Genomic DNA, 21,193 nt, shown 5'->3' on the forward strand with positions numbered 1-21,193 from the left:
CGTTCGGTCGGGTCAGACCGCGGGCGATGCGATGGGCTGGTTTTCCAGCGGCTTGTCTTCGTTATTGGCGGGCGGCTCGACCCCGGTACCGCTCGGCGGATTGCGGGTCTGCGTATCTTCGAATTCGCCTGCCTCGCCCTGCGCGGCTCCGCCAGCCGGCTCTTCCGTCTGGAAGCTGCCGCCCTTGGTCAGCACCCATTGGCGCCAGCGCGCCATCGGAACCGCCTCGATCGCGATCGGCATGTAACCGTGCTTCGCGCCACACAGTTCCGAACACTGGCCGTAATAGATGCCCGGCTCCTTGATCGTCAGCAGGCGCTCGTTGATGCGACCCGGAACCGCGTCGAGCTTGAACCACAGGCTCGGCACGGCGAAGGAGTGGATCACGTCGGCACCGGTGGTCTGGATGCGCAGCGGCACGCCCACGGGCACGACCATGCGGTTGTCCACTTCGAGATGGGTCGGACCGTCCCACGGTTCCGTGCCATTCATGCGGGTCGTCGGGTTCACCTTCGGCTCGCCCGGCGTGTTCAGCATGTAGGAGATGACTTCGAACCCGCCCTGGTCCGGATAGGTATAACCCCAATACCACTGGTAGCCGGTCGCCTTGATCGTGATCGCGTCCTTCGGCGGGCTCTTGTACTGGCGCGCCAGCAGCGAGATCGAAGGCACCGCGATTACCACCAGCACCAGCACCGGAACAAGCGTCCAGATCACTTCGATCAGCGTATTGTGCGTGGTGCGCGAAGGCGCGCGGTTCTCGCGGCGGCGATATTTCGCGACCACGAACAGCAGCAGGAACAGCACGAACAGGCTGATCACCACGATCACCGGCAGCAGGATCGCATCGTGCATCCACAGCGCGAATTCGCCATCGTCGCTGTACTGCTTCTGGAAATGCATGCTCGCGAGCGGGCTTTCCTCGTAGGAGGTCGGCTGCCCCTTGATCATGTCGGGGCCCATCGGAACGTAGGAACCGGCCTCAGCTGCCTCGCCCGTATCGGCGGCGACATGGTCCGCTGCGGCGGAGTCGCTCGCCTGCGGTGCCGGGGTGGCTTCGCCAACAGGCTGCGCCGCCGGGGCCTGAACCGAGGCCTGGGGAGGGGCCGCGTAAGCACCCTGCGCCGTGAAGGCGAGCAGGATCGCGGCGCACAGCATGGCCAGGATCCGGCCGGCCGTAAGGCGGTTGTTGTCGCGAAGCCAGGAGGCGGAAATCATCGGTCAGCGAGTCCCATTATCTTGTCTCGAAAGCCGCACGCACGGCGGCATCAACCATCCCGCCCAGGCGGAGGTTCGTGCGGGCCTATACGCATGCTTGCCCCCTGTCTCAAGCGCTTCTAGGGAGTTTTTTGCGCGCAGCACGCGCGTTTGCACCCCTGCCGCAGCGTAAGGCCCGCCAGAAAAATCCCATGACAGACGACGAAGTCCTCGCCGAATTCCGCAGTTGCGACGCCCTGCTGGAGGGTCACTTCAAGCTTTCGTCGGGCCGCCACAGCGCATTCTATCTACAATGCGCGCGCCTGTTGATGAATGCCGACCGCGCCGGTCGGCTGGCGGTCGCATTGTGCCAAAAGATCCCGCGCGACATCCGCAGCCGGATCGACACGGTGGTCAGCCCCGCCATGGGCGGCCTCATCATCGGACACGAGATGGGCCGCGCGCTGGGCAAGGACGCGATCTTTCTAGAGCGGCCCGAGGGCACGTTCCACCTGCGCCGCGGTTTCCGGCTCGATCCGGGGGCGAAGGTGCTGATGGTGGAAGATGTGGTCACCACCGGGCTCTCCAGCCGGGAGGCGATCGCCGCCGTGGCGCGTGAAGGTGGCGAAGTGGTCGCCGAGGCCGCACTGGTCGATCGCAGCGGCGGCACCGCCGATCTGGGCGTCCCCTTCTTCCCTCTGGTCGAGATCAACTTCCCGACCTACGCCGAGGACGAAATTCCGCCTGAACTCGCGGCGGTACCGGTGACCAAGCCCGGCAGTCGCAAGTAATGGGTGAGCGCCCCTCTTTGAACAGGTTGCGCCTTGGCGTGAACATCGATCACGTCGCGACCATCCGAAACGCCCGTGGGGGCGACCATCCCGATCCGGTCCGCGCGGCAGAGATTGTGGCGGCGGTCGGGGGCGATGGAATCACCGCCCATCTGCGGGAAGACCGGCGCCATATCCGCGACGGCGATTTGAAGCGCATTCAGGACGCGACTGGCCTGCCGCTCAATCTCGAAATGGCGGCGACCGAGGAAATGCTGGCGATCGCACTTGCCCATGCGCCGCATGCCGCCTGCATCGTGCCGGAAAAGCGCGAAGAGCGCACGACCGAGGGCGGGCTGGACGCGGCGGGGCTGCACAACCAGCTTGCGCCCGTGGTCAGCCGCCTCACTGATGCGGGCATCCGCGTCTCGCTGTTCATAGAAGCCGATCCGCGTCAGCTCGAGGCGGCGATACGCCTCGGCGCGCCGGTGGTCGAATTCCACACCGGCGAATACGCGCATGCCGGGCTCGACGATGACAGCGAGCGGGTCGCGGTTGAACTGAAGCGGATCGCCGACATGGCGGCGCTGGCGGCGAAGAACGGGATCGAACCGCACGCCGGCCACGGCCTCACCTACGAGAACGTGCAGCCGATCGCCGCCATCCCGCAGATCGCGGAACTCAATATCGGGCACTACCTGATCGGCGAGGCGGTGTTCGTGGGGCTGGAGGAGGCGGTGCGCCGCATGCGCGATCTGATGGATGAAGCGCGGTGAGGCACGGCCTTTCCGTTTCGTCGCCCCGGCCCACGAGCCGAGGCAAGGCTCCGGTTTGCACGGCGCAGCAAAAGAGCACTACCCCGGATCACGTCCGGGGTGACGGCTTGGGGGAGCCGTCATGATCATCGGCCTCGGCTCCGACCTGTGCAATATCGAGCGAATCCAGAACTCTCTGGACCGCTTCGGCGAGCGTTTCGAGAATCGCGTCTTTACCGATATCGAGCGGGCCAAGGCGCGGCGCAGGCCCTTCACCATCGCTGGCACCTACGCCAAGCGGTTCGCGGCGAAGGAGGCGTTCAGCAAGGCGGTCGGCACGGGGTTCCGGCGTGGTGTCTTCATGAAAGATATCGGCGTCGTCAACGCGAAGTCCGGTGCGCCGACTCTGCAACTGGCGGGCGGCGCGGCGGAGCGGCTTGCGGAAATGGTGCCGGAAGGCCATGAGGCACGCATTCATCTGACCCTCACCGACGATCACCCATGGGCCCAGGCCTACGTGATCATCGAGGCGATCCCGCTATGACTTCGGATACCCGTACCACCGTGAGCGACACCTCCCAACCCAAGCAAGACGAAAAGGGCCGCGAGAAGGTCAATTGGCTCGCGGAACTGCGCGGGCTCGCGCTGATGCTGCTCGCGGTGCTCGCGTTCCACAGCCTGGTCGCGAAGCCGTTCTATATCCCCTCGCCCTCGATGATGCCCAACCTGCTGGTCGGCGACCGGCTGATCGTGAGCAAATATCCCTACGGCTACAGCTGGGCCTCGGCGAGCTTTCACCTGCTCCCGCGCGGCCACTGGCGCCTGTTCGGCCATACGCCCGAATATGGCGACATCGTGATCCCGGTCCATCCCGAGCGTGACGAGGATTACATCAAGCGCGTGGTCGCCCGCCCCGGCGATACGATCGCGGTCCGCAACGGGCAGATCGTCCTCAACGGCAAGCCGGTGCCGCAGGAGGCGGAGCCCCCGCTCGACCTGCCGCTCGATGCCAACATGAATTGCGACTACGCCGATTTCGAACGCGTGCGGACCAAGGATGGCAAGGAAGCCTGCCGCGTGCCCGTCTATCGCGAGACCATGCCGAACGGTGCGACCTACCTGGTCATCGATTCGATTCCCGATGCGCCGCTCGACAATTACGGCCCGATCACCGTGCCGCAGGATGCGGTGTTCGTCATGGGCGACAATCGCGATCATTCTGCGGATAGCCGCGCGACCATCGCCGAAATGGGCCTGGGCGGACCGATCCCGCTGGAAAACCTAGGCGGACGGGCCGAGTTCATCACCTTCTCCTTCGACGGGACGGCGAGCTGGAACCCGCTCACATGGTGGGGCGCGCTGCGCGACGGCCGCGCATGGACGACCTTACGCCCGGCCAAGGTCGACAAGGCCGAGACCCGATGAGCGACCAGCAGCAGGGGGACACCGGGATTGACCAGCCGATGGGGGCAAGTCCGTCCTTCATCTCCAACCCGTTGATGCGGCAGGAAGCCCAACGGGCGATGATCTGGGCCGTGGTCGCAGGGCTGGTGATCCTTGCCGTTTACGTCTCCCAATCCCTGCTAGTGATCTTCGGCGCACTGGTCTTCGCCGCGATCATCGACGGGGGCGCGCGCCTGATCGGAAAGGTGCTGCCGATAGGCCGTATGTGGCGCATCGCGCTGGTATTGCTCCTCGCGGTCGCGTTCTTCGTCTGGCTTACCTACTACGCGGGCAGCCAGATCGCACAGCAAGCCGCGGCGCTACCGGACATCGTGCAGACCCAGACTTCGCGCCTGGTGCAGTTCGCGCGGGAGAACGGCCTGTCGGTCCAGGCGCAGGACCTGCAATCCTATTCCAGCCAGCTGATGAGCGGCGTGGGCACCGTCACTGCCGCGCTCACGGGATTGGTGGGCGGACTCACCACGGTGGTGCTGATCCTGATCATTGGCGTCTACGTTGCGCTCGAACCCAATCTCTACGAGCGGGGCCTCGAATGGATGGCGCCTCGCCACCGCCGCTCCAGCCTGAGCGTGACGATGGACCGGATGGCGCAGACCATGCGCCGCCTCATGGCGGGCCGTCTGCTGGGGATGTTCGTGGAAGGCGTTTTCACCTACATCGCGCTGTCGATCCTGGGCGTGCCCATGGCCGCGCTACTCGGAATCCTGACCGGCCTGTTGGCCTTCATTCCCAATATCGGCGCGGTCGTTTCGGGCCTGCTGATGGCGCTGGTCGGCTTCTCCGTCGATATGCAGACCGGCATTTACGCGATCGCTGTCTATTTCTTCGTGCAGACCTTCGACGGCTATGTCGTGGTGCCGATGATCGCCAAAAAGACGGTCGACCTCGCCCCGGCCTTGGTGCTCGGCATGCAGTTGATAATGGGCATCCTGTTCGGCATTCTCGGTCTCTTCCTCGCCGATCCGCTGCTGGCGATGATCAAGGTGATGCTGGAACGCCGGGCCGAGGAGACCGATGCGGAGGAACGCGCCGCGCGCGATGCCGAGCGTCTGCTCGACCATACCCCGGTAGCGAACGAGCCCCCCGCCCATGGTGCGTAAGTTCCTGTATGCCGTGGCGATCGTCATCGCCCTCGTCATCGCGGCGGGCATCGCGCTTGTCATCTGGTCGCGGCAGGCCACCGAATACGCCTTCGTCCCGCGCGGCGCATTCACCGAACAGGCGGCGCTGGCCGAAAACGCCTACGAAGACCCATCGATGTGGTATTCGCGGCCTGGCATCGGTATCTCCGACCCATCGCGCTACCAGCCCGCCGTGGCCCAGGCCGAACCTGAAACGGGGGAGACCCCTTCGCCCGACAATCCCGCCGCCGAGCGGACCCTGCGTCAGCCCGATCTCGAATCCCGGGCCGCGCAGACCGCAACCGATGCGGGCGAACCGGCGGACCCGGCCGCCACGCCGGATTTCGCGGTCTTCTTCATCCACCCGACCAGCTACATCCCGGTCAATCTGCGCGATGAGGTGAACTGGAACGCCTCGCTCGGCGATCAGGAGGCGGAAAACCGCGCTCGCCTGTTCCTGCAAGGCATGGCCAGCGCGTTCAACCGCGCGGACGAAATCTGGGCTCCGAAATACCGCCAAGCGGCGGTCGGCGCGTTCCTGACCGACAAGCCCGAGGCGACCAAGGCTATCGACGCCGCCTATCGCGACGTGGCGCAGGCGTTCGACTATTTCGTCGCCAGCGTCGATCCCGACAAGCCGATCGTCCTCGCCGGGCATAGCCAGGGCGCGCTGCTGACGCTCTATCTGTTGCAGCGTAAGGTGAAAGGCACGCCGCTGGAGAAGCGGATCGCCGCGGTCTACGCCATCGGCTGGCCGATCTCAGTCGAACACGATCTCCCCGCCCTCGGCCTGCCTGCCTGCGCCACCGCCGGGCAGGCGCATTGCATCGTCAGCTACGAGAGCTTCGCCGACGACGGCGATCCGCAAATGCTGATGGAGCGGTATGAAGCTACGCCGGGCTTTGACGGGCAGGCGCGCGGCGACGGCCCCGTCCTGTGCGTCAATCCGATCACCGGCACGATCAACGGCGAGGCCCCCGCATCGGCCAACCTCGGCACGCTGGTGCCCAGCGCGGACCTGCGTTCGGCCAGCCTGTTGCGCGGCTCCGTCCCTGCGCGCTGCGATGCGAGCGGGTTGTTGCGCATCGGTTCGCCCCCCGAAATGGGGTCCGCCGTGCTGCCCGGCGACAACTACCATGTTTACGACATTCCGCTGTTCTGGCGGAACCTGCAGGAGGACGTGGTACGCCGCGTGGCTGCATGGGCGAACAACCGACCCGCCTGATCACCGACAGCGCGTCACAATTCGCCGATGCCCTGCCCGATGGCGGGGTGCTGCTGGCGCTCGACCTCGGCACCAAGACGATCGGTCTCGCCACCTGCGATGCGGGCTGGCGCTTCGCCAACGCGGGCAAGACGCTGCCACGCGGCAAGTTCAGCCGCGACCGGCTGGCGCTGGAGAAGATCGTCGGCGAGCGGGGCGTGACCGGCATCGTTATCGGCCTGCCACGAAACATGGACGGCAGCGAGGGCCCGCGCGCCCAAGCGAGCCGGGCCTATGCCCGCAACCTGTCCGAAGCGCTTGAGCTGCCGGTGCTGCTGTGGGACGAACGCTGGTCGACGCAGAGCGCGGACATGGCGATGATCGGCCAGGGAACCAGCCGCGCGAAACGTGCCGAGCGGATCGACAGCCACGCGGCCGCGGTGTTCCTGCAGGGGGCAATCGACGCGCTGTCCGGGCCCGGCTTCGGCTGACATCCACCGGTGGCGAAGGTTACCGCGCACCCCAACAACCCTCTTGCCTCTTCCCCCGGTTTGCAGGCACGGGGACCGGAATGAGCGACACGCTGCCCCCATTCGATCCCGATACCGCCGGGCCGTTCCTGCTGAGGAGCGGGCATGTTGGATGGCTCGGCATGCGCTATGTCGGCCACGGAACCGACTGGATCGAACTCGAACTGCCCTGGCGTGAGGATCTGGTCGGCGAGAGCGAGGCGGAGGTGCTGGCCAGCGGGCCGATCATCTCGATGATGGACATGGCAGGGGGCATGGCGATCTGGACCCGTCACGGCGTGTTCCAGCCGGTCGCCACGCTGGACCTGCGCGTCGATTACCAGCGCCCGGCACGCCCGCGCGGCAAGGTGATCGGGCGGGCGGAATGCTATGCCGCCACCCGCTCCGCCGCATTCGTGCGCGGCATCGCGCACGAGGGCGACCCGGCCGACCCGGTGGCGCATGTCGCCGCGGTTTTCATGACCATCAACGGACCGAGCAATCTGGGGGCGCGGCTGAGTGCCTGACAGCGACCTCCTCACCGCATACGCCCGCTCGCTCGGCATCCGTATCCACGAACATGACGCGAAAGCGGATACCACGCCCATTCTGGTCGTCGATCCCGAACAGGCGATCGAGGGTCGGCCCGGCCACTTTCATGGCGGCGCGATCAGCGGGCTGATGGAAACCGCCGGCTATGCCGCGTTGCGCAGCGCGCTGAGCGAGCGCGGGCCGGACCTGAAGCTGAAGCCGATCAATATCACGGTACAGTTTTTGGCCGCCGCGAAGATGGACCCGCTGTTCGCGCAGGCGCGCATCACCAAGCTCGGGCGTCGCAACGCCAATGTCGCGGTCGAGTGCTGGCAGGATGACCGTTCCCGGCCACGCGCCACCGCTGTGATGAACGTCCTCGTGGCCGACCGCGGCTAACGCGCCCCGCTCTCGCGTTGCGCCTGTTCGAGCTGGCGCGCCGCCTCCTCGCCCGCCCGCTCCGCCTGTCGCCGCGCCTCGTCGATCGCGTCAGAGCGGACCTGCACACCACCGGACCGGTCGATCCGGATGTCGACCGGCATGCCGTCCGGCCCGGTGCGGATGGTCACGCCATCCTCGTCCACATCCAGACTGGAGTTCCCGTCCTCGACAGGATCGGGCTCGTCGAGGGGTTCCACCGCGCCTTGCGGGTTCTTGCTGGGCGCGGGAGACGGCCGTGCGTCGATCGTCAAAGCCTGCCGCATGAAGTCGCGCCAGATACGGGCGGGCAGCCCGCCGCCGCTGATCTTGCGATCGAGCGGCGAATTGTCGTCGTTCCCGATCCATACGCCGACGACCAGATCGCCCGCGAAGCCCACGAAGAGCGCGTCGCGGTGGTCCTGCGTAGTGCCGGTCTTGCCGTAATTGGCGATCGGCAGCATCGCCGCGCGCCCGGTACCCTGGTTCACCGCCCGGCGCAGCATCGCCTGCATCCCTTCGTGCGTCCGGCGGGAGAAGCTGTCCGGCCCGTTCCAAAGCTTCTCGATCAGCCCCTGTTCCTGCCGGGCGAACGGCGTCGCCTCGACCGGATAGGCATTGCCTGCGATCGCGGCGTAGGCGCCGGTGAGTTCGAGCAAGCTCATTGTGGCGGTGCCGAGCGCGACGCTGGGATCGCCTTCCGGGATGGGCGAGGTGACGCCCAGATCGCGAGCGGTTGCGATGACCGCCTTGCTTCCCACTTCTTCGAACAGGCGAACGGCGGCGACATTGCTCGAATGGGCGAAGGCATCCTGCAACGCGATGGTATCAGAGTAGCGCCCCGCGGCGTTCTGGGGCCGATAGCCACCCTCGGTAATTTGCGAGTTGTCGATCCGATCCTCGGGCGACCAGCCCTGGTTCAGGGCGGTGAGATAAACGAACAGCTTGAAGGTTGAGCCCGGCTGGCGGCGCGCCTGCGTGGCGCGGTTGAACGGCGTCGTCTCGTAATCCTTGCCACCGATCATCGCGACGACCTCGCCATTGGGACGCATCGCTACCAGCGCCGCCTGCGCGCGGCCCAGCGGTGCGCGCGCGATCACCTGCCGAGCGATATTCTGCAGCCGCGCGTCGAGCGTCGTCTCAATCGTCTGCTGCGCGTAGCCGCCGCCCGCCCGCTCGCGTGCCTCGGGCAGTGCCCAATCGGCGAAGTAAGTGCCGGTCGGGACGTCGGCCCGGTTGCGTACGTCGAGCCGGGGCAGCGGCAGGACGCGTGCCTGGGCCTGGGTCAGATAGCCCGCATCGACCATGGCACCCTTCACCTGCTTCATCCGCGCGAGGGCGCGGTCCCAATGCCGCGTCGGGGCGTAGGCGCTGGGCGCTTGCACCAGCCCGGCCAGCATCATCGCCTGTTCGGGGCGCAGCTTCTCCGGCTGCCGATAGAAGTAATGTAGGCTGGCCGCGCGCAGCCCGTAGGTATTGTCGCCGAAATAGGCATTGGAGAGATAGCGCTCGAGGATCTCGTCCTTGCTCAGCCACGCTTCCAGCCAGAACGCGATCAGCGCCTCGCGCGCCTTGCGGGTCAGTGTCTGTTCGGGCGTCAGGAAAGTGAACTTGGCAAGCTGCTGGGTGATGGTGGAGCCCCCGCCCCGCCCCGTCCACGCGGCGCGGGCGATCCCGCGCGGGTCGATCCCCCAATGCTCGTAGAAGCGGCGGTCCTCGATCGCCAGGAAAGGTTCGATCACATGCGGCGGCAGCTCGGAAACCTTCACCGGTGCGGCGACGTCGGCGCCCTTGCGCGCGATCGGCGTGCCGTCGGTCGCGGTCAGGGTGATCTGCGGCGGCACCACCGGCTGTAGCGATTTGGATAGCGGCGCGGTGACCGCCAGCCACGCGATCAGCAGGAAGAACACTAGCAGCAGACCCGCGACGATCCGCGCCGCCCACCAGCGCTTGCGCCGGTCCCGCCAATGCGCCGGTTGCCACCACTTCGTCGGAGCGCGTTCGATAGCACCCGCATGGCCGGGCGCATCGGCGGCCCGGCGGTCGAATGCCGCCAGCCGCGCATCCCACGCCTTGTAATCGGGTTCGGCGGCGGGCCGGCCCGAACGATAGGCGATCTCGTCGTCGTCATCGTCCCAATCGGGCAGCTGCGATTCGTGCAGCGTGTAATATCCCCGGTGGCGCCGCGGCTCGTCCTCTTCGGATCGCCGCTTCGATCGACCGATGAAAGGAATATTCATCCCGGTGTATTACCAGCTTAAGGCAGTCCGCGCGAGCGTGAATTCATCTGCGCCTATCCGGCGGAGGAAACCACGCTTTCCGGCAAGTCCTCGCCGAACACCCGCTGGTAGTATTCGGCCACCAGCATCCGCTCCGCCTCGTCGCAGCGGTTCAGGAAGCTGACGCGGAAGGCGTAGCCGATATCGCGGAAGATCGCGTTGTTCTGCGCCCAGGTGATGACCGTGCGCGGGCTCATCACGGTCGAGATGTCGCCGTTGATGAAACCCTGCCGCGTCAGGTCGGCGACCTTGATCATGTCCGCCAGCACCTTGGGATCGGTGTCGGGGTTCTTGGCCGCCACGATCTCCTGCTCGGTTTCGGCGGGCAGGTAATTGAGGCCGACCACGATGTTCCAGCGGTCCATCTGGCCCTGGTTGATCTGCTGCGTGCCGTGATAGAGCCCGCTGGTGTCGCCCAGGCCGACCGTGTTGGAGGTCGCGAACAGGCGGAAGTTGGGATCGGGCCGGATCACGCGGTTCTGGTCCAGCAGGGTCAGCTTGCCCTGCTGTTCCAGCACGCGTTGGATCACGAACATCACGTCCGGGCGACCCGCGTCGTATTCGTCGAACACCAGCGCCACCGGGTGTTGCAGCGCCCAAGGCAGCAGCCCCTCGCGGAATTCGGTCACCTGCAGCCCGTCGCGCAGCACGATCGCGTCGCGCCCGACGAGGTCGATGCGGCTGATATGCGCATCCAGGTTGATCCGCACGCAGGGCCAGTTGAGGCGCGCGGCGACCTGTTCGATGTGGGTCGACTTGCCGGTGCCGTGATAGCCCTGCACCATCACACGCCGGTTGTGCGCGAAACCCGCCACGATCGCCAGCGTCGTGTCGGGATCGAACACGTAGCTTTCATCGACGTCGGGCACGCGATCGTCTGCCTTGCTGAAGGCGGGGACGGTCCAGTCGATATCGATGCCGAAGGTCTCGCGCACGTTCACCTCGGTATCCGGGGCGGCGAGCGCGGTCTTGGCGCTGGGGTCGAAGCTCTTGTCGGTCATGTCGTTCATTTCGTTGTGCGACCTAAGGTTCCCGCCCGCAACTGGCAAGCGATAGCGGGCGCGACGTTTTCTTCACGGCGCGGCAGCCTATATTCCCCTAATGACCAGCCGCCCCCTGCCCAGCGAGTTTCTGCGCCAGCAACTGGTCGGCCGTGTCCGGGCGCTGTTCAACGATGTCGAGGGCGGCCAGCAGCCGGTGCCGCCCAGCGACGATGCCCTGTTCGAGCGCGATTCGCCGATCCGCATGGTCCATGCGGACATCGTGGGCATGATGGTGGGCGGAATCCGCAGCTTGCTGCTCCAGATGCTTCATCCACACGCCTTGCAGGGCGTGCTCGACCATTCGAACTTTCGCGCCGACATGCATGGCCGCCTGCGCCGCACCGCGCGATTCATCAGCGTCACCACCTTCGGCCATTGCGACGACGCGCACGACGCCATCGCGCGGGTCAACCGAATCCATGCGAAGGTGACCGGCACCCTGCCCGACGGCTCGCCCTATGCCGCGGCCGATCCCCGCACGCTGGCCTGGGTGCATGTGGCAGAAGCGACAAGCTTCCTCGCCGCCTATCTCCGGCTCGTGCGCCCCGGAATGCCGGGCCACGAGCAGGACGAATATTACCGCCAGTTCGCTGTCGTCGCCCGGGCGCTGGGTGCGGATCCGGTGCCGGTCGATCGGGCCGGGGCGGAAGCGATATTCCGGGAGTTGCGCGGCGATCTGGGCACCTCGCCCGCTGCGCGCGAGGTCGCCGATCTGGTGCTGAACCAGCGCCCCGAAGGCGCGCCACCAGCGTTGCAGGCGATGCTGGGGGCGGAGGCGGTCGGGCTGCTGCCCCCCTTCGCCCGGTCGATGCTGGGGCTGGAGCGCCCCGGTCTGACCGCCCTGCCCGCCAGCGTCGCGACCCGCGCCATGGGTCGCACGCTGCGCTGGGCGTTCCGCCAGTCCTAGCCGACCTTATCCGGGAGGGTAAAAATCTCCGCGAACCGCAGCGCGAGTTCGCGCCGTCCGGAAATCTCCACCGCCCCTTGCGCCTCCAGCTCCTCGAACGGGACCCCGCCATAGAACAGCGCGGCCAGCGGCGGTGCCTCGGGCGCGAAGAAGATCGCCTGCGCCTGGTCCAGCCTGTCGCGCGCGATGGAGAGCGCGCCATGCGACAGATTGGCGAGGAACTTCTCGTCGCCGATCCGAAAACCGATCCGCGCCTCGAACAGCAGCGCCAGCCGGGCATCGAACATGGTGCGCAGCGACATCATGAACGATGCGGCAGACAACGGCAGGGTCGTATCATGCAGCGGGGAAGCGACCGCCCAGCGCCCCAGTTCCTGGATCACCGGCTCCGCCGCGTAGCCCCATTCGGTCAGCTCGTAGACTTGCACCGTGGCGGTCTCCTCTACGATCCGCCTCGTCAGGACGCCATTCGCCTCAAGCGTAGTCAGCCGTTCGGTCAGAACCTTGGCGGAAATGCCCGGCACGCCGGCGCGAATGTCGGAGAAGCGCCGCGGTCCGAACATCAGTTCGCGCATGATGAGCAACGACCAGCGCTCGCCCACCAGTTCCAGCCCGAACGCGGTGCCGCAGGCATCGTCGTACCATTTACCGTGAAGCCTCGAACTCGTATCAGTTACATTTTGTAATTTCATAGTTGCCCAAGGTAACTATTCGGCGCAGAAGAAACAAGGACAGACCATGGGAGAAACAGGATGTACGTGAACGGATTCATTCTCGCCGTGCCCGAGGGCAACAGGGCGGCCTATATCGAGATCGCCGAGAAATTCTGGTCGCTGGTCCGGGAATACGGCGCGCTGTCGCAGGTGGAATGCTGGGAAGCCGACGTGAAGGACGGCCAGACCACCGATTTCCGCCGCGCGGTGAAGGCCGAGGAAGGCGAGAAGATCGTCTTCTCGTGGGTCACCTGGCCCGACAAAGCCACCGCCGACGCAGGCGAGGCGAAGATGATGGAGGACCCGCGGATGGAGGCGTTCTCCGACATGCCCTTCGACGGCAAGCGCATGGTCTATGGCGGGTTCGAAACCATTGTGCAGAAGGAAGCCTGAGCCATGGCGGACCATCGCGGAACCTTCATCTGGTACGAGCTGATGACCACCGATGCCGATGCGGCGAAGGTGTTTTACGACAACGTCGTTGGCTGGACCATCGATGCCGAGCCGAGCGGCGACAGCGAGATGGATTATCGCATGATCAGGCGCAGCGACGGCGGCTTCGCGGGCGGTGTGCTGCAACTAACGGATGAGATGGAGCAAGGCGGGGCACGTCCAGCCTGGTATGGCTATGTCCACGTCCCCGATGTCGACGCCGCGGTGAAGCGGTTCGAGGATGCGGGCGGCAAGGCATGGATGCCCGCGCATGACATGCAGGGCGTCGGTCGGATGGCGCTGGTCTCCGACGCGCAAGGCGCACCGATCTACGTCATGACCCCGACCCCGCCCGAGGGCGATCCGGAAGCGACCAGCGACGTGTTCTCCGCCGATCAGGCCGAGCATGTGCGCTGGAACGAGCTTTCCACCACCGACCAGGACGGGGCGATCGCGTTCTACACCGACCTGTTCGGATGGACGCAGGAAGGGGCGATGCCGATGGGCGAGATGGGCGACTACAAGTTCCTGCATCACGGGGGTACGATGATCGGGGCCGTGATGGAAAAGCCGCCCGCCATGCCGCAGTCCAACTGGGTCTATTCGATCGGCGTACGCGATATCGACGCCTCGGTGGCGGCGGTGCAAAGCGGCGGCGGCACGCTGGTTCACGGCCCCAGCCAGATCCCCGGCGGCGAATTCAGTACAGTATGTGTCGACCCGCAGGGCGCGGCCTTCGGGCTGGTCGGCCCGCGTAAGGAGCATTGATCATGGCGGACTACACCTTCTTCTTCCACCCGATAAGCCGGGCGCAGATCGCGCGCTGGGCGCTGCACGAGGCCGGGGCCGACTACGAGCCGGTGATGGTCGACTAGGAAGCGAAGCCGCAAGCGCTGCTGGATGCGAACCCCATGGGCAAGTTGCCGACCATCGTCCACCATGTTCCCGGAGCCGATCACGTGGTGACAGAAGCGGCGGCGATCTGCCATTATCTGGCCGAACAGACCGCACCAGAACTTCTCCCTAAGGCAGTCGAGATGGCGGATTATTTCCGCTACCTGTTCTTCGCCGCCGGCCCGGTCGAGCAGGCCGTCACGGCCAGGGCGATGGGCTGGGACGTTCCCGACGACCGGCAGGCGATGCCCGGGTTCGGGACCTACGACCGCACCGTAGATGCCCTCGATACCATGTTGAAAGGGCGCAAATACGTGTGCGGCGATCGCTTCACCATGGCGGACGTCTATGTCGGTAGCCAGATCGACTGGGGACTGACCTTCGGCACCCTGCCCGAACGGGAGAGTTTCGCCGCCTATCGCGAACGACTTCAGGGCCGCGCGGCCTACCGGAAGTCCAAGGCAATCGACGAGAAGTTGATCGAGGAGATGCAGAAGTGAGCGGCGACAAGCTCACCACGGTGCTGTGGTTCGATGGCGACGCGGAGGAGGCCGCGCGCTTCTATGCCGACACCTTTCCCGACAGCGCGGTGGGCGAAATCTTCCGCGCCCCGGCCGACTTTCCGAGCGGCAAGAAGGGCGATGCGCTGACGGTCGCGTTCACCGTGCTGGGTCGCAGCTTCTCCGGCCTCAACGGCGGCGACATGTTCAAGCCGAACGAGAGCGTCAGCTTCATGGTCGTGACCGAGAACCAGGCGGAAACCGACCGCTACTGGAACGCCATCGTCGCCAATGGGGGCGCGGAGAGCGCCTGCGGCTGGTGCAAGGACAAATGGGGTTTCAACTGGCAGATCACCCCGCGCACGCTGCTCGAATCGCAGCAGGCAGGAGGGGACGAGGCCCGGCGGGCGTTCGAGGCGATGATGACGATGGGCAAGATCGACGTTGCCGCTATCGATGCCGCCCGGCGGGGCGATTGAGGCCATGGCGCGCCTCATAAAAGCCAGCGCCTTTCTCTCGCTCGACGGCGTGATGCAGGCACCCGGCGGGCCGACCGAGGATCCCACGGGCGGTTTCGAGGAAGGCGGCTGGGTCTTCAAAATGTGGGACGAGGGCATCGAACCCACGCTGGGCTCGCTCTTCTCCGGCGAATACGACCTGCTGCTGGGCCGACGCACCTACGACATCTTCGCCGCCTACTGGCCCTATGTTCAGGGCGAGGAAAAACCGATGGGCGAAGCTTTCGATAGGGCCGCGAAATATGTCCTCACGCGCGGCGATCGGCCGCTCGAATGGCAGAACAGTCATCGGCTGACCGGCATCGAAGATGTCGCGCGGCTGAAGGAAACCGACGGACCCGATCTGGTGATCCAGGGGTCGAGTACGCTCTATCCCGGCCTCCTCGCGGCCGGGCTGATCGATACGCTGATCCTGATGACGTACCCCGTCACGCTCGGACGCGGCAAGCGGCTGTTCGGCGAAGGCACACCGGTCGACCGCCTCGAGATGACCGACCATTGCGTGACCGCGAAAGGCACGGTTATTGCAACCTATCGCCCCGGCGGCACTCTCCCTCCCTACCCCGACGAAGCACCAAACCCCGCCTCAAGCGAGCGCGAGATCGCCCGCCGGGCCGCGATGGCGGAAGGCCGCTGGTGACGCTCGCGCTGTATGGGCATCACTTTTCCAACTTTACCCGAAAAGCTCTGGATCGCGCATGGTGCACTCCCGGTGCCATGGGATGGCCGCGAAGATTCTACGGCAGGTTTTCCCAGGTTCGTTGGAAAAGCTGCCTGTCGGCTAACGACCCCATCGCGGTCGTTTATTCATTCGGAATACCGTTACAAAAGCAGACGACGCGAAACACCGATCATTGGCTGATAGAACGCGTCGCGCTTAGGCTTGGAGCGGCGCCGAACCCCGTTCGAACTACTCCAGCTAGCAGCGCGAGGGTGGTAAAGGCGATGATCGCGGTTTGCACACCAGCCCCCCCCATCAGCAGGCCGAAGAGCGGCGCACCAGCAGTCTGGCCGATGGCAAGTGTTAGGAAGCCTATCGTCAACCCGGTCGCAGGTCGATCCGGCAAAGCACGGACGCCCCAGACAAGATAGACGCCGGTCAACGTCACATAAGCGGCTCCGAAAAGCGCTCCGCTCGCCAAGACCATGCCGACGGTTGCCGCACCTGACCCTACCGCGAAAATGGTGGTAGCCAGGACACCGCAAAATAACAAATGCACGCGCCCAAGGCCGAAGCGTAACACAAGGGTGCCCGCCCATGCGCCGACAATGCCGCCTGCGCCGATGCAGCTCCACAAAATCGCGGTTCCGGTCGGCCCTCGACCCAAGCTTTGCGAAACGAGCTGACCGCCGAACGACCATATCGCGGTGCTGGCCATACCAGCCAGGAAAGTGGCGATCATCAAGCGTCTAAGCGGTCCGCCGACCTTTGGTAGACCGCCTGAGTGGCGGCTGCCACGTGTCGACGGGAGGGCCAGAGCGGCACCTATGGTGAGGACAGCCGCCATGCCTGCGAAGACTGCGAATGTCGTGCGCCATTGCCCATTCACTACGAGAGCAATCGGGCCGGATAGTGCAACACCCGCGCTCGTTCCTGCGTTGATGATCGTGTTCGTCGCATCCTGCCGGTCGGCACGCACGGCAGCTGCCACGGCAGCTGCCATCGGCGGGGACGCAAGCCCCGTGCTAGATCCGGCCACGATGACAGCAAAAGCCATAAGGGTGGGAGACGAAGCCAGCGCGATCCCGGCCATGCCGATCGCAGCCAGGGTTGACGCCGCCATCGCCACAGCTCGCGCGCCGAACCGCTCTGTCAGGGTCGCCGCTGCGACGATGGCTATGCAATAACCCGCAAATGCCCCACCCGATATGACGCCGCTCAGCGATGGGCCGAGGTTCAACTCGGCGTCGATCTGCGGGAGGAACAGGCCAAAGGCGAAGCGTGCGAACCCGTAGCACAGCGCAATCAGACCAAAGCCGGTCGCTCCAATCCGAAGAGCCGGGTTCATCTCGCCGCGTCCATCAGGAGAGCTGCAGCGGAGCGAGCCGCCGCTACGGCAGCGACGCCGCGATACACCGCGGCGTGAATCGCACCTTCGGCTAGAACGAGCATTTGTTCGGCGAGAACCGGATCGTCATGGCCAAGGTCCGCTGCGATTATCTCGCTAATTCGTTTCCGGAACGCCGCTTTGTGCGTGATCACAGCCGCAGCAATCTCGGAAGTCTCGCCGCCGGTCTCCGCCAGAGAACGCAGGAATAGGCACCCTCTCGCGCCCTCCTTCCGCACCCAGTCTTCGATAGCGGCGAAGAGCGCATCAACGCTTTGCAGGTTTATACTTTCCATAAACCGTCGGTCGCGGTCCGCGAGCACCAGACCCATGATGGCTGCCTTGCTTCCGAAATGTTTGTAGAGAGTCCGGCTCGACATGCCGGCAGCCTGGGTCAGCCTATCCATTCCCGTAGCGGTATAGCCGTTCGTGTCGAAGAGCCGCTCGGCGGCGGCGATCAGTGCGTGGTTCTTTTGCATAACGCGATGTAGAAGGCTTCTAGCACAATGTAAAACGATCGTTTTACATTGTGCTATGAACGCAACGGTTTTGAAGCGCGGATGGGCGAGATCCGCCTTCGGCATGCCCTTTATGCTCTAATGTGCCCTGTTTGGATCGGCAGAATTGCGTCCGCTTCGAGCCTTGGTTGCTTAAAAGCTGCCAGACCGCTCCCCACCCCAATTGCGGACACAGGGTCACTTGGAAGGGGCTCCTTTAAGCCGACACGCTGGTCATCCGCATTTCGACCTAGAATGCGTCAGTCAGCTAACGACCCCATTGCAGACCTTAGTTGCCATCGACATGAGAACTGATCCAAGCAGGGACTTTCTCAGCCAATTCTGCAAGTGTTGCTTCTAGTCGGTTCAATTCAGATGCTCTTGAGGCAGCCGGATCGTATCGTGCGAGCAAGTACTCCCGTCTCCGCGTGAGTGCCTTCAGATGGCTCACAGTGCGCTTCCTTAGATTTAGTTTTGCAGCGAGCGCCAACTCCGTTCGAACGCTAAGGTCATGTTGCATTCCTCTGATCTCAACTGCTGGCCGCCCCGCCGCCGTCAAGAAGGCGTTGAGGTACAGTTCAATCGCGTGAATGGCCGCCATTCGAAAGGGAGCACGAGAAAGTGGTTCACCCCTGCGCCCAGTCTTAGCCAGTTCTGCAGCCGCCAACCTGTATTCGTTCGCAAGCTGAGCGATCAACTCGGGCGAAGCCAACTCGCCAGGGTAAAACTTCTGCCCGTCCACAACCATGGCAAGCTCCTAGCCAACGACCGGCGAACATTTCGCTAACGTCCGCTTCGACATCAGAATCGGGTGCTCAACGATAAGTTACTCGGCCCCACAAGATGGACGTATCACCCGATAGCGTTCGACTTGCGCAGCACCTGGTAGGCTTCGACCACGCGGCTCAGGCGCTTTTCGTATTGCCGGTCGCCGCCATTGCGGTCGGGGTGGTAGCGGCGCACCAGTTCGGAATAGCGCCGCCGCAGCCGCCGCCGGTCGGTATCGGACCCCAGCCCCATCGTTTCCAGCGCCTGCGCCTCCTCGCGGCTGAAGCGGCCGTCCATCGCCATTTCCGCCTCGCGCCGGGCACGGCTCTTGATGCCGCTCGCCCGCGCGCCGATCGCATCCAGCGGATCGTCGAAATCGGCCCAGCGCGGCATGCCGTCTATGCCCGCGGTCGGGCGGAAGGCACGCGTCTCGCTCGCCCAGCCGGCGCCCGGCGACTGCGCGGCGTAGATTTCCTCCGCGCTCATGCCGTCGAACCAGTCGTACCCGGCGTTGAATTCGCGCACATGCTCCAGGCAGAACCAGCGCCACCGGCCCGGCCCGTCGAACCCGTGCCCGCCGTCGGCCGGCGCGCGGAACTCGCCCGGTTCGGTGCAGCCCGGGGCCTCGCATTGCCGTTCGCCCGCCTCGTGTCTTCCATGGAACCTTGTAGTGCGCATCGGCCTTTAGAATGGGAGCGCTTCCCACGAATTGCAAAGGCGAGAATCCCATGTCCGGCCCGGTCCAACGCGAAATCGAGACGCGCCTGAAGGAGGCGCTCGACCCCACCCATCTGGAGATCGTCAACGACAGCGCGACGCATAGCGGCCATGCGGGCGACGACGGCAGCGGCGAATCGCACTTCACGGTCATCGTCGAAGCGAAGGCCTTCGCGGGCAAGTCGCGGCTGGAGCGGCAACGGATGGTCAACGCCGCGCTGGGCGATCTGCCGGGCGAGCGGGTCCATGCGCTGGCGATCAAGGCATCGGAGCCTGCGGCATGAGCGCGCCTTACGACCTGTGGTACTGGCCCTCCATCCAGGGGCGCGGCGAGTTCGTACGCCTCTACCTGGCCGCGCTGGGCGTCGCGTGGCGCGACCGGGCGCGCACGGGCGACGCGCAGGATCTGATGGAGGACATGGAGGCGCGCGAGCAAAGCGACGATTTCGCGCCCTACGCCCCGCCCTATCTGGTGGTGCGCGAGGGCGACGACGCAGGCTTCGCCATCGCGCAGGTGGCGCATATCCTGGCGTTCCTGACCGACCGGCACGACCGCGGCACGGGCGACCTCAAGACCGACCTGCACCTGATCCAGCTGCAGCTCACCATCACCGACATCGTCGCCGAAGTGCATAACGTCCATCACCCGGTCTCCGGCGGGCTCTATTACGACGATCAGAAGGATGCGGCGAAGCGCGCGGCGGAGGGTTTTCGCCAGGAACGGGTGACGAAGTATTTCGACCACTTCGAGACAGCGCTAGGGAAACGCAACGGGCCCTATATGCTCGGCGAGGCATGGAGCCACGTCGACACCTCGCTGTTCCAGCTGGTCGAGGGGCTGCGCTACGCCTTCCCGCAGCGGATGGCGGCGATCGAGAGCGACTATCCGCGCATCGTCGCCTGCCGCGATGCCGTGGCGAAGATCGAGGGCGTCACGCGCTATCTGGACTCCGAAGAACGGATCGCGTTCAACGAGGATGGTATCTTCCGCCATTATCCGGAGCTCGACGCAGCATGATCGAACAGGTCGTCACCCCCGTTACCCATGATCTGGGCGATTTCACCGTCCGCCGCGCGCTGCCCGCAAAGGCGCGCAGCATGGTCGGCCCGTTCGTCTTCGTCGACGAGTTCGGCCCGGCGCAGCTCGATATCGGCGGCGGAATGGACGTGCGGCCGCACCCGCATATCAACCTGTCGACGGTGACCTGGCTGTTCCAGGGCGCGATCGACCACCGCGACAGCCTGGGTACCTTCTCCACCATCCGCCCGGGTCAGGTGAACCTGATGACCGCCGGGCGCGGGATCGTGCATTCCGAGCGCAGCCCGGCGGAGGAGCGCAAAGGCGGCCCCTCGCTCTACGGGATGCAGACCTGGCTCGCCCTGCCCGATGGGCGGGAGGAGATCGACCCGGCGTTCGAGGCGATCACCGATCTGCCGGTGGTCGAGGACGGCTGTACGAAGGCGATCGTGGTCATGGGTGAGCTGTGGGGTCGCCGCGCCGCGACCACCACGCATGCCGAGACGATCTACGCCGAGATCGTGCTCGGCCCCGGCGGTTCGATCCCGCTCGAGGCGGAGGCGGACGAGCGCGCGGTGATGCTGGTCGGCGGCGAGGCGCGCGTGGATGGGCAGCCGCTCGACCTGTTCGCTCTCACCGTGCTCAAGCCGGGTGCCACGATGACGCTGGCGAGCGAGGACGGCGCGCGTGTGATGCTGCTGGGCGGCGAAGCCTTCCCCACCCGGCGGCATGTCTGGTGGAACTTCGTCAGCAGCGACCGCGAGCGGATCCAGCAGGCCAAGGAGGACTGGCGGGCCGGTCGCTTCGCCAAGGTGCCGGGCGACGAGGAGGAGTTCATCCCCCTGCCCGAGGGTGCGCCGAAAACGGTCAGCTACCCCTAGACACGACGAT

The 21,193-nt window shown here is 65.4% G+C and carries 26 protein-coding genes; 18 read left to right on the plus strand and 8 right to left on the minus strand.

Features of this window, described 5'->3' with window-relative positions; all coding sequences use genetic code 11:
- Positions 1–12: 12 nt before the first annotated feature.
- Positions 13–1,218: a cytochrome c oxidase subunit II gene (coxB, locus tag MKP08_RS13540; RefSeq protein ID WP_241554278.1), complete on the minus strand. Its 1,206-nt coding sequence runs from the start codon at positions 1,216–1,218 to the stop codon at positions 13–15.
- A gap of 191 nt (positions 1,219–1,409) precedes the next feature.
- Between coxB and pyrE the strand changes: the two genes are divergently transcribed.
- The 9 genes from pyrE to MKP08_RS13585 all read left to right on the plus strand — a co-directional run bounded on the left by pyrE (position 1,410) and on the right by MKP08_RS13585 (position 7,950).
- Positions 1,410–1,988: an orotate phosphoribosyltransferase gene (pyrE, locus tag MKP08_RS13545; RefSeq protein WP_241554279.1), complete on the plus strand. Its 579-nt coding sequence runs from the start codon at positions 1,410–1,412 to the stop codon at positions 1,986–1,988.
- The gene (locus MKP08_RS13550; RefSeq protein WP_241554280.1) at positions 1,988–2,743 is read left to right on the plus strand and encodes a pyridoxine 5'-phosphate synthase; all 756 of its coding nucleotides are present in this window, start codon (positions 1,988–1,990) and stop codon (positions 2,741–2,743) included. The genes pyrE and MKP08_RS13550 overlap by 1 nt, the downstream gene beginning before the upstream one ends.
- 121 nt (positions 2,744–2,864) lie before the next feature.
- On the plus strand, positions 2,865–3,266 hold the full coding sequence (gene acpS / locus MKP08_RS13555) for a holo-ACP synthase (RefSeq protein WP_241554281.1): 402 nt from the start codon (positions 2,865–2,867) through the stop codon (positions 3,264–3,266).
- The gene (lepB, locus tag MKP08_RS13560) at positions 3,263–4,147 is read left to right on the plus strand and encodes a signal peptidase I (protein ID WP_241554282.1); all 885 of its coding nucleotides are present in this window, start codon (positions 3,263–3,265) and stop codon (positions 4,145–4,147) included. Before acpS ends, lepB begins: the two co-directional genes overlap by 4 nt.
- Positions 4,144–5,286 (plus strand): AI-2E family transporter, encoded by a 1,143-nt coding sequence (locus MKP08_RS13565; protein WP_241554283.1) that lies wholly within the window; start codon positions 4,144–4,146, stop codon positions 5,284–5,286. The genes lepB and MKP08_RS13565 overlap by 4 nt, the downstream gene beginning before the upstream one ends.
- Positions 5,276–6,532: a DUF3089 domain-containing protein gene (locus MKP08_RS13570; RefSeq protein WP_215227637.1), complete on the plus strand. Its 1,257-nt coding sequence runs from the start codon at positions 5,276–5,278 to the stop codon at positions 6,530–6,532. The genes MKP08_RS13565 and MKP08_RS13570 overlap by 11 nt, the downstream gene beginning before the upstream one ends.
- On the plus strand, positions 6,508–7,002 hold the full coding sequence (ruvX, locus tag MKP08_RS13575) for a Holliday junction resolvase RuvX (protein WP_241554284.1): 495 nt from the start codon (positions 6,508–6,510) through the stop codon (positions 7,000–7,002). The genes MKP08_RS13570 and ruvX overlap by 25 nt, the downstream gene beginning before the upstream one ends.
- A gap of 80 nt (positions 7,003–7,082) precedes the next feature.
- Positions 7,083–7,547, plus strand: a complete 465-nt coding sequence (locus tag MKP08_RS13580) for a PaaI family thioesterase (protein WP_241554285.1) — start codon at positions 7,083–7,085, stop codon at positions 7,545–7,547.
- The gene (locus tag MKP08_RS13585) at positions 7,540–7,950 is read left to right on the plus strand and encodes a PaaI family thioesterase (protein ID WP_241554286.1); all 411 of its coding nucleotides are present in this window, start codon (positions 7,540–7,542) and stop codon (positions 7,948–7,950) included. Before MKP08_RS13580 ends, MKP08_RS13585 begins: the two co-directional genes overlap by 8 nt.
- On the opposite strand, the gene MKP08_RS13590 is transcribed toward MKP08_RS13585, so the two are convergent.
- Positions 7,947–10,208, minus strand: a complete 2,262-nt coding sequence (locus MKP08_RS13590; RefSeq protein WP_241554287.1) for a transglycosylase domain-containing protein — start codon at positions 10,206–10,208, stop codon at positions 7,947–7,949. The genes MKP08_RS13585 and MKP08_RS13590 overlap by 4 nt on opposite strands.
- 53 nt (positions 10,209–10,261) lie before the next feature.
- The gene (gene cobS / locus MKP08_RS13595; protein ID WP_241554288.1) at positions 10,262–11,257 is read right to left on the minus strand and encodes a cobaltochelatase subunit CobS; all 996 of its coding nucleotides are present in this window, start codon (positions 11,255–11,257) and stop codon (positions 10,262–10,264) included.
- 91 nt (positions 11,258–11,348) lie between these two features.
- Here cobS and MKP08_RS13600 point away from each other — a divergent pair, with 91 nt between their 5' ends.
- Positions 11,349–12,197, plus strand: coding sequence for an oxygenase MpaB family protein (locus MKP08_RS13600; RefSeq protein WP_241554289.1), 849 nt, complete (start codon positions 11,349–11,351; stop codon positions 12,195–12,197).
- On the opposite strand, the gene MKP08_RS13605 is transcribed toward MKP08_RS13600, so the two are convergent.
- Positions 12,194–12,889 carry a helix-turn-helix domain-containing protein gene (locus MKP08_RS13605; protein WP_241554290.1) on the minus strand — a complete coding sequence of 232 codons (696 nt, stop codon included), beginning with the start codon at positions 12,887–12,889 and terminating at the stop codon, positions 12,194–12,196. The two genes, MKP08_RS13600 and MKP08_RS13605, sit on opposite strands and share 4 nt — an antisense overlap.
- 60 nt (positions 12,890–12,949) lie before the next feature.
- On the opposite strand from MKP08_RS13605, the gene MKP08_RS13610 reads away from it, so the two are divergent.
- The 5 genes from MKP08_RS13610 (at position 12,950) to MKP08_RS13630 (ending at position 15,894) form a co-directional block, all read left to right on the plus strand.
- Positions 12,950–13,303, plus strand: coding sequence for a DUF1428 domain-containing protein (locus MKP08_RS13610; protein ID WP_241554291.1), 354 nt, complete (start codon positions 12,950–12,952; stop codon positions 13,301–13,303).
- Positions 13,304–13,306: 3 nt separating this feature from the next.
- The gene (locus tag MKP08_RS13615; RefSeq protein ID WP_241554292.1) at positions 13,307–14,110 is read left to right on the plus strand and encodes a VOC family protein; all 804 of its coding nucleotides are present in this window, start codon (positions 13,307–13,309) and stop codon (positions 14,108–14,110) included.
- A gap of 125 nt (positions 14,111–14,235) precedes the next feature.
- Entirely contained in the window at positions 14,236–14,736 is a 501-nt protein-coding gene (locus MKP08_RS13620) for a glutathione S-transferase family protein (protein ID WP_306300330.1), read from the plus strand.
- Positions 14,733–15,215 carry a VOC family protein gene (locus tag MKP08_RS13625; protein WP_241554293.1) on the plus strand — a complete coding sequence of 161 codons (483 nt, stop codon included), beginning with the start codon at positions 14,733–14,735 and terminating at the stop codon, positions 15,213–15,215. The genes MKP08_RS13620 and MKP08_RS13625 overlap by 4 nt, the downstream gene beginning before the upstream one ends.
- Positions 15,216–15,219: 4 nt before the next feature.
- Positions 15,220–15,894: a dihydrofolate reductase family protein gene (locus MKP08_RS13630; RefSeq protein WP_241554294.1), complete on the plus strand. Its 675-nt coding sequence runs from the start codon at positions 15,220–15,222 to the stop codon at positions 15,892–15,894.
- A 211-nt stretch (positions 15,895–16,105) separates the two neighbouring features.
- Here MKP08_RS13630 and MKP08_RS13635 read toward each other — a convergent pair whose 3' ends face one another.
- From MKP08_RS13635 to MKP08_RS13650, 4 genes are all read right to left on the minus strand, one after another.
- Positions 16,106–17,263 carry an MFS transporter gene (locus MKP08_RS13635; protein ID WP_241554295.1) on the minus strand — a complete coding sequence of 386 codons (1,158 nt, stop codon included), beginning with the start codon at positions 17,261–17,263 and terminating at the stop codon, positions 16,106–16,108.
- A complete protein-coding gene (locus MKP08_RS13640) occupies positions 17,260–17,886 on the minus strand; it encodes a TetR/AcrR family transcriptional regulator (RefSeq protein ID WP_241554296.1) in 627 nt (208 codons plus the stop codon). The genes MKP08_RS13635 and MKP08_RS13640 overlap by 4 nt, the downstream gene beginning before the upstream one ends.
- Positions 17,887–18,088: 202 nt before the next feature.
- On the minus strand, positions 18,089–18,547 hold the full coding sequence (locus MKP08_RS13645; protein ID WP_241554297.1) for a hypothetical protein: 459 nt from the start codon (positions 18,545–18,547) through the stop codon (positions 18,089–18,091).
- Between the two features lie 104 nt (positions 18,548–18,651).
- Positions 18,652–19,245, minus strand: coding sequence for a DnaJ domain-containing protein (locus MKP08_RS13650; protein ID WP_241554298.1), 594 nt, complete (start codon positions 19,243–19,245; stop codon positions 18,652–18,654).
- A gap of 50 nt (positions 19,246–19,295) precedes the next feature.
- Between MKP08_RS13650 and MKP08_RS13655 the strand changes: the two genes are divergently transcribed.
- Genes MKP08_RS13655 through MKP08_RS13665 form a run of 3 tightly spaced genes read left to right on the plus strand, consistent with a single transcriptional unit; the run spans position 19,296 to position 21,183 of the window.
- Entirely contained in the window at positions 19,296–19,568 is a 273-nt protein-coding gene (locus MKP08_RS13655; protein WP_241554299.1) for a BolA family transcriptional regulator, read from the plus strand.
- On the plus strand, positions 19,565–20,302 hold the full coding sequence (locus MKP08_RS13660; protein WP_241554300.1) for a glutathione S-transferase: 738 nt from the start codon (positions 19,565–19,567) through the stop codon (positions 20,300–20,302). The genes MKP08_RS13655 and MKP08_RS13660 overlap by 4 nt, the downstream gene beginning before the upstream one ends.
- Entirely contained in the window at positions 20,299–21,183 is an 885-nt protein-coding gene (locus MKP08_RS13665) for a pirin family protein (RefSeq protein ID WP_241554301.1), read from the plus strand. The genes MKP08_RS13660 and MKP08_RS13665 overlap by 4 nt, the downstream gene beginning before the upstream one ends.
- Positions 21,184–21,193 lie beyond the last annotated feature (10 nt).

Source organism: Erythrobacter sp. LQ02-29, from assembly GCF_022576075.2.
Lineage (GTDB): Bacteria > Pseudomonadota > Alphaproteobacteria > Sphingomonadales > Sphingomonadaceae > Alteriqipengyuania.